At 61.4% G+C, this 6,188-nt stretch carries 5 protein-coding genes; 2 read left to right on the top strand and 3 right to left on the bottom strand.

What is annotated here, in order from left to right:
* Nucleotides 1-427: 427 nt before the first annotated feature.
* Together ACT4OC_RS05035 and ACT4OC_RS05040 are read right to left on the bottom strand one after the other, a co-directional pair.
* Nucleotides 428-2,005, bottom strand: a complete 1,578-nt coding sequence (locus tag ACT4OC_RS05035; RefSeq protein ID WP_444837871.1) for an amidase family protein — start codon at nucleotides 2,003-2,005, stop codon at nucleotides 428-430.
* Between the two features lie 176 nt (nucleotides 2,006-2,181).
* Entirely contained in the window at nucleotides 2,182-3,012 is an 831-nt protein-coding gene (locus tag ACT4OC_RS05040) for a hypothetical protein (RefSeq protein WP_444837872.1), read from the bottom strand.
* Between the two features lie 239 nt (nucleotides 3,013-3,251).
* Between ACT4OC_RS05040 and ACT4OC_RS05045 the strand changes: the two genes are divergently transcribed.
* Nucleotides 3,252-4,247, top strand: coding sequence for a DUF4268 domain-containing protein (locus tag ACT4OC_RS05045; protein ID WP_444837873.1), 996 nt, complete (start codon nucleotides 3,252-3,254; stop codon nucleotides 4,245-4,247).
* A 300-nt stretch (nucleotides 4,248-4,547) separates the two neighbouring features.
* On the opposite strand, the gene ACT4OC_RS05050 is transcribed toward ACT4OC_RS05045, so the two are convergent.
* Nucleotides 4,548-4,763, bottom strand: coding sequence for a type II toxin-antitoxin system HicB family antitoxin (locus ACT4OC_RS05050; RefSeq protein WP_444837874.1), 216 nt, complete (start codon nucleotides 4,761-4,763; stop codon nucleotides 4,548-4,550).
* Nucleotides 4,764-5,169: 406 nt separating this feature from the next.
* On the opposite strand from ACT4OC_RS05050, the gene ACT4OC_RS05055 reads away from it, so the two are divergent.
* On the top strand, nucleotides 5,170-5,922 hold the full coding sequence (locus ACT4OC_RS05055) for a sulfite exporter TauE/SafE family protein (protein ID WP_444837875.1): 753 nt from the start codon (nucleotides 5,170-5,172) through the stop codon (nucleotides 5,920-5,922).
* Nucleotides 5,923-6,188: the final 266 nt, after the last annotated feature.

The raw sequence follows: 6,188 nt of genomic DNA on the forward strand, positions 1-6,188 counted from the left end.
ATGGTTTACGGCTTATACGTGATCTCCCCGGTGAGCGGCCTTTATTGTCACCGTTGCCGAGCCCGCACAGGCAGGCCGGATAGACGCCAGGGTCGCGGCGCCAGGACCACACGACTTCGCCGTCCGCTGCTGAGCGTTTCGCCGGGTGCAAGCACCTGACGCCGCAGCGGCCCATCGCAACCCGCACCACGTTTCGTGACGACCGCGAAGCGTCCCTCATGGCGGCACGGGCTGGGCGGATTAATGCCACTGATTTGCCCGACGAGGCAAGAGCAATTTCCGATTTTCGGTTCACGACTTCGTGAAAACGGAATATGTGGCCGCGATGCTCGCCCCTGATGCCCCCACCGACGAATTGGCCCCCGTGAGGAATGCAAGTGCGAGATGAGCCTCGCCGCGCATTTCTCGGCAAGCAGAGCCGTTAAGTCTAAACCGGGAGCAACCCAGGTGGCGGCTTGCGCATGTGGGTGGCCTGTTCGTAGGCGTAGGCCAGGCGCAGAAGCTTGTGCTCGCTCCAGGCACGGCCCGCGAAGGTGACGCCAACCGGATAGTCGGGCGTGTCCTTGCCGTCGGTCGTCCCCGAGATGAAGCCTCCGGGCACCATGACGCTGGGATAGCCAGCCTTGGCGGCGATCGCGGCGCCCCGGGCGCCGGCGAACAGCACGGCGTCGAGCTTGTGGCGCCTCATGTAGGCGTCCATGCCCCGCGTTTTGGTGGAAAGCAGGTCCATGGCACGTGCCGACTTGTATTCGCGCTCGCTCAAATCGCCCCTGGTGGCGTTGGCGGCAAGGAACAGGTCCTGGCCGAAACGCAGCGCCTTCTCCGCGTTCGCCTCGTTGAAGGCCACGATGTCGGCGATGGTCTTGATGGCAGTGCAGGTCGCCCAATCGCTCAAATAGAGGTTGAGATCGCGCTTCATCTCGTAGATGAAAACGATCCACTGCATCACGGGATTGCCCTTGTTGGGGCTCAGCGGATTGCGGTTGTGCACAGCCATGGTGGTGCCTGGTCCGGCCATCCAGCCGGCCGTCGGCATGCTGGCGCGCACGACGACGGCGCCCGAGTCCTCCAGCACCTCGATCGCCTCAGCCATCAGCTTGGCCCAGTTGGATGGCAGCTTGCCATAGTAGCAATCGTTCAAGGGGTCGGCGGGGTCGCTCGGCACGCCGATGCGCGCGCCCTTCATCGCATCGTGCGCGAGGCCAGCCGTGTAATCGGTCGGCCGCCGCTGCCGCTGCGTCGCCGGATCGAGCGGGTCCTTTACGGCCAATACGTTCAGGAGCATCGCCGCATCGCGCACTGTGCGCGTCATCGGCCCCGCGGTGTCCTGGCTGTGCGAGATCGGCACGATGCCGGCGCGGCTGATCAGGCCGACGGTCGGCTTGACGGTGACGAGGCCATTCAGGCTGGCGGGGTGCAGCAGCGAGCCCGAGGTCTCGGTGCCGATCGAAGCCGCGCACAGGCCGGCCGCCACCGCGACCGCCGATCCCGCGCTCGATCCGCCTGGCTGCACGACCGGGATGCCCTGATCGTCCATGAGCGCCGGCGCGTAAGGGTTCTTCACCTGGCCGCCCAGCGACGAGTAGCCCGAGGGCATGTCGATCGCGAGCATGTTGGCGAACTCGGTCAGGTTCGCCTTGCCCAGGATCACCGCGCCGGCGTCCCGCAGCAGCTTGACGACGGTGGCATCGTCCCTGGCGCGCGCGCCTTCCAGGGCCAGCGAGCCTGCCGTCGTCGGCTGCTTGTCACCGGTTGCGATGTTGTCCTTGACCAGGATCGGGATGCCGGCCAGCGGCCGTTTGACCGACGGCGTGGTGTCGTCGAGCTTGCCCGCGATCGTGAGCGCGTCGGGATTGAGCTCGCGTACGGCGTTGAGCATTGGCCCGTCGCGGTCGTAGGCCTCAATGCGCGCGAGATAGAATTCGGTCAACGCCGTGGCGGTGACGCGCCCGCCGGCCAAGGCATCGACGATATCGCTCATTGGCGCATGCTCAAGCTTCAGCATGGTCGAAGCCTCACGCAATCCTCTATCGTCATGTCCAGAACCTGCCCCCGCGACGCGCATGTTGCCTGCGTTGGATGCAGGCAAACAAAATTGCCAAACTCGTAGACGTAGCTGGACGGCGCGCAGGCGCTAACCACTAGCGCACCTAAGATCAACGACGCGACCGCTCTGTGACCTCATAGCGCGGCCGACTTCAAAATAACGTTGGCCGCGAACATGGCGTCCGACATTAGGAATATCTGTTGTTTGCCTCGCGATGGCGTCACTACAACTCCATCGTCGAAACCATCGACCGACACGACACCCGATAAAGGCAATTTCTTGCTGCTCGGCCCACCCATGAAATAGAGGGCACTGTTCGTCACGGCGAGGGCGCCTGATCCGACCGTAACGATCTCGGTTGTCGAAACACGCTGTCCCCTGTGAGAGCCGACACGATAGGAAACCCCCTTCATGAGCCGGATCGAGACCCCGTGCGAACCACCTTCATAATGGTAGCTTGTGCGGGGCTCCCGCCTCGTCACCCCGTTGAACAGCCATTGGATCGACTCGTCACGCTTCAACGCGATGGGAAGCGCTGTCGAAAGCTGTACTCGCGTCGATGGCTTCCCCTCAGACAAATCCTTGAGCACGAGCGCCTGGACGAGCTTGTGCCTAATGCCTGCCTCGTCGAATGCGGCCTCGTCCAAACCGAATGCATCAACGATTGCGTTAAACCGCCCGACTTCATTTTGGGACAAGCTGAGGTCCGCTAGTGCCGTATCCAGCGCAATAGCAAGACCAGACAGTACCCTCGCCCGGAGTTGATTAGGCGCGAGTTGCCCGTCATTACCCAGTCTCTCGACGATTGCGCGAAACGTCGCGGGCGCCGGCGGCCGCTCCACCAGCATCACGTTTTGAAACGCGAGATCGATGTCCTTGCGGGCCTGATCGCGCTTCGCCGCACACCCCTTGTGGATCGAACGAAACAGACCGGCTGGCTCGCCGCAATACTCGCACGTACCCATAGCACCCCCCGATCTCAACTGTACGCTGCGCAGGGGGAAATTAGAACTACAACGGAATGCGGTGCAGCATAGGTAGTTTAATGCAAAACAGGGTGCCGACCCGTCCAAACGATAATCCCGCCTATCCGGCTCCAAGAGACAATTGAAAACCTTAATAGCGCGCACTCGAGGGCGGCATTGCCGAACGCTCGCCTTCTATGGTTGTATCTGCTTTCGACCTTCCGCTGACGGACATTGAAATGCAAGCACCGCTGCTAGGCAGATTAGAGCGAGTTGATCTTCGTGATATCTGGACGAGTGAGGCTACCAGCTTTACCCCCTGGTTAGCGCGCCCCGAAAACATGGCAATCCTCGCCGAGACCCTAGGCATGGACCTTGAGGTAGAGGCACAAGAGAAAAACGTCGGCCCCTTCCGCGCTGACATCCTTTGCAAGGAGATCGACTCAGGTGCCGACGATCGATGGGTCTTAATCGAAAACCAACTTGAAAGGACGGATCACACACATCTGGGGCAACTCTTAACCTATGCGTCTGGTCTTGAAGCCGTGACCATCGTCTGGATCGCGGCTAGATTTACTGAAGAGCATCGATCCACGCTCGACTGGCTGAACCGCATCACCGACGACAGCTTTCGGTTCTTTGGGTTGGAGGTCGAATTGTGGCGCATCGGCTCATCCCCTGCGGCCCCCAAATTCAACATCGTATCGAAGCCAAACGCTTGGTCGCATTCCGTGGCCCAAGCGGCGCGCGCCATAGATGACGACGAGTTGTCGACTACGCGCATCATGCAGCGAAACTATTGGACTGGCTTGAATGCAGCACTCGTTGAGGCGGATGGGCCTGTATCCGGCAATCGAAAGCCGCAGGCTCAATCATGGATGCCATACCGTATCGGTCGAACAGGTTTTAATCTGGGTGGCGTTATGACTCGTCCGAAAAACCAAATTCGCGCGGAACTATATATCGCAGGCGATCTTGCAAAAACGTACTTCCGCCTTTTGCAGGGCCAGAAGCAGGCGATCGAAGGTGATATTGGCTACGCGCTGGATTGGGAGGAGTTGCCGGATGCGCGAGATTGCCGGATCGCGTCGTACCTAAATGGTGTCGATCCGGAGAATGAAGCCGATTGGCCGTCGCAGCATGCTTGGCTCGCAAAACGTCTCAACGACTTTTATCGTGTTTTCTCTCACCGAGTGACTGCGCTTGACGCGTCACAATCACTCGAGACGCTGTAGTAGGGAACGGATTGAGACAGTGTGTATCGCGCCGCCTTCGCGCACGGTGCCGGTCAGCGCAGCAGCAGCTCGACGAACTGCTCAACGGTGAGGCCGGCGTCGGCGATGATGCGACGGAGCGTGCCGGACCGGAGCTGTTTGTGATCGGGAACGACGACCCTTGCGTAAGGCTCTCGCGGCGAAGCATCATGTGACTGCCGGTCTGCCGAGGGAAAATGAAGTCGACGCGCACCAGGGCGGCGCGGACGTCCCGGCCAGATAGGTCGGTTGGGAGCTTGGCCACGTCGGACGCGCTTCGCCTCAGGCGGCCTCGACTTCGACAAACTCCTTGCCTGCCTCGGTTGGCACCGGATCGCCGGCATCGCGGCAGTCCGCAACGTAAAGTTCGATGGCTTCCCGGATGTTGCTCAGCGCCTCGGCGCGGGTATCGCCCTGGCTCACGCATCCCGGCAGCGCCGGCACGCTGGCGACGTATCCGCCATCCTCTTCCTGCTCCAAAACGACCGTATAGCGCATCGAGCGTCTCCTGATGGTGCGCGCGTATCGGTTTCAGCGGAAACGGGAGGGCGCGCCGGGCCGGAGCGTTCTTACATTAATTTCGGAGCCAAAGCAGCAGGTGAACCCTGCCAATCACTTCCCAAGGCAGTCGCACAGGGCTCTTGGCGGTCGCCCTTGTCCTCGGCCTCTATAGTTCGAGACGCGCCGCAAGCGGCGCTCCTCACCATGAGGGTCTAGCTTCATGAAGCCGTCATGATGGACCACAGTGCATTTCTTGTTTGGAGCGATTCTTCGGAACATTGGTGCTGTGTCGTCGATGAAATTTGAAACGCCCTTGGCTTGTTTGGGAATGCGAGGTCGATAGTTTGGACGCCGAGCGCCCTGCTGGCGTTCGTACGGGCTAATCAAGTCGGATCGGGTTCCCATGTGGGACGACGTGCTTCTTTACGTCATTATAGGTTTCGTCGCGCAAATGATCGATGGCGCGATCGGCATGGCCTACGGCGTGACGGCTAGCTCCGTGCTCCTCAGTCTTGGCGTGCCTCCCGCCACCGCAAGCGCGTGCGTGCATGCGGCGGAGACGTTCACCACCGGCGCCTCGGGTCTCGCCCATTGGCGCCTCGGCAATGTCGACCGCAAACTGCTCCTGCGTCTTGCCATTCCGGGAATGATCGGCGGGGCAATCGGCGCTTATGCACTCTCCGAACTCCCCGGCGAAGTCCTGAAGCCTTTCATCAGCGCCTACCTTCTGCTGCTCGGCGCGTTCATCGTCTGGAAGGCGCTGGCGGCTCGCCCCATTGCGGCACCTGCGCCGCGCGCAGTCGGCCCTCTGGGCCTATTCGGTGGCGTCCTCGACGCCATCGGCGGAGGCGGTTGGGGCCCGATCGTGACGTCCACTCTCCTTGGCCAGGGTGCGACGCCGCGCTACGCCATCGGTTCGGTCAATCTGGCCGAGTTTTTTGTCACTTTGACCATATCGACGACGTTCTTTCTCACCGTCGGCCTGAGCTTGTGGCCCATCATCGCCGGTCTCATCATCGGGGGTGTCATCGCGGCGCCGTTTGCCGCGCTCGCGACCAAACACATCCCGGACAAGGTCCTGATGCTTATGGTCGGCGGCGTCGTCATGCTCCTGAGCTTGCGCACAATCCTTATGGCACTCGCATCCGGTCCATAGGTCCGCGTGGCTCATTTGCGACCGGGTCGAGCCGGCAGCAAGTCCGGTCAAGCGGAACGCCCGACCGCTCGCTCACTTCCCTTCCTTCCCCTTCCCGCCCGTCTTCAGCTCGCGATACCGCGTCGCGCCGCCCTGGCAACTGTCCGTAGCGGGTGAAGTTGTCGTATTTTTGTAGCTCGTGATCTGTCGCCTTCGTTGTTGAGTTTTTTGGCGGAGCCGGAAGGCGTGGACGGCTCCGCCGATTTGGTCATGCCATGGATATTGCG

This window comes from Bradyrhizobium sp. (assembly GCF_052389815.1).
In the GTDB taxonomy this organism is placed as follows: domain Bacteria; phylum Pseudomonadota; class Alphaproteobacteria; order Rhizobiales; family Xanthobacteraceae; genus Bradyrhizobium.

Bases quoted from the DNA above. Each gene is read 5' to 3' on its own strand.
- ACT4OC_RS05035 (WP_444837871.1), bottom strand. From the start codon at position 2,005: ATGCTGAAGCTTGAGCATGCGCCAATGAGCGATATCGTCGATGCCTTG.
- ACT4OC_RS05040 (WP_444837872.1), bottom strand. From the start codon at position 3,012: ATGGGTACGTGCGAGTATTGCGGCGAGCCAGCCGGTCTGTTTCGTTCG.
- ACT4OC_RS05045 (WP_444837873.1), top strand. From the start codon at position 3,252: ATGCAAGCACCGCTGCTAGGCAGATTAGAGCGAGTTGATCTTCGTGAT.
- ACT4OC_RS05050 (WP_444837874.1), bottom strand. From the start codon at position 4,763: ATGCGCTATACGGTCGTTTTGGAGCAGGAAGAGGATGGCGGATACGTC.
- ACT4OC_RS05055 (WP_444837875.1), top strand. From the start codon at position 5,170: ATGTGGGACGACGTGCTTCTTTACGTCATTATAGGTTTCGTCGCGCAA.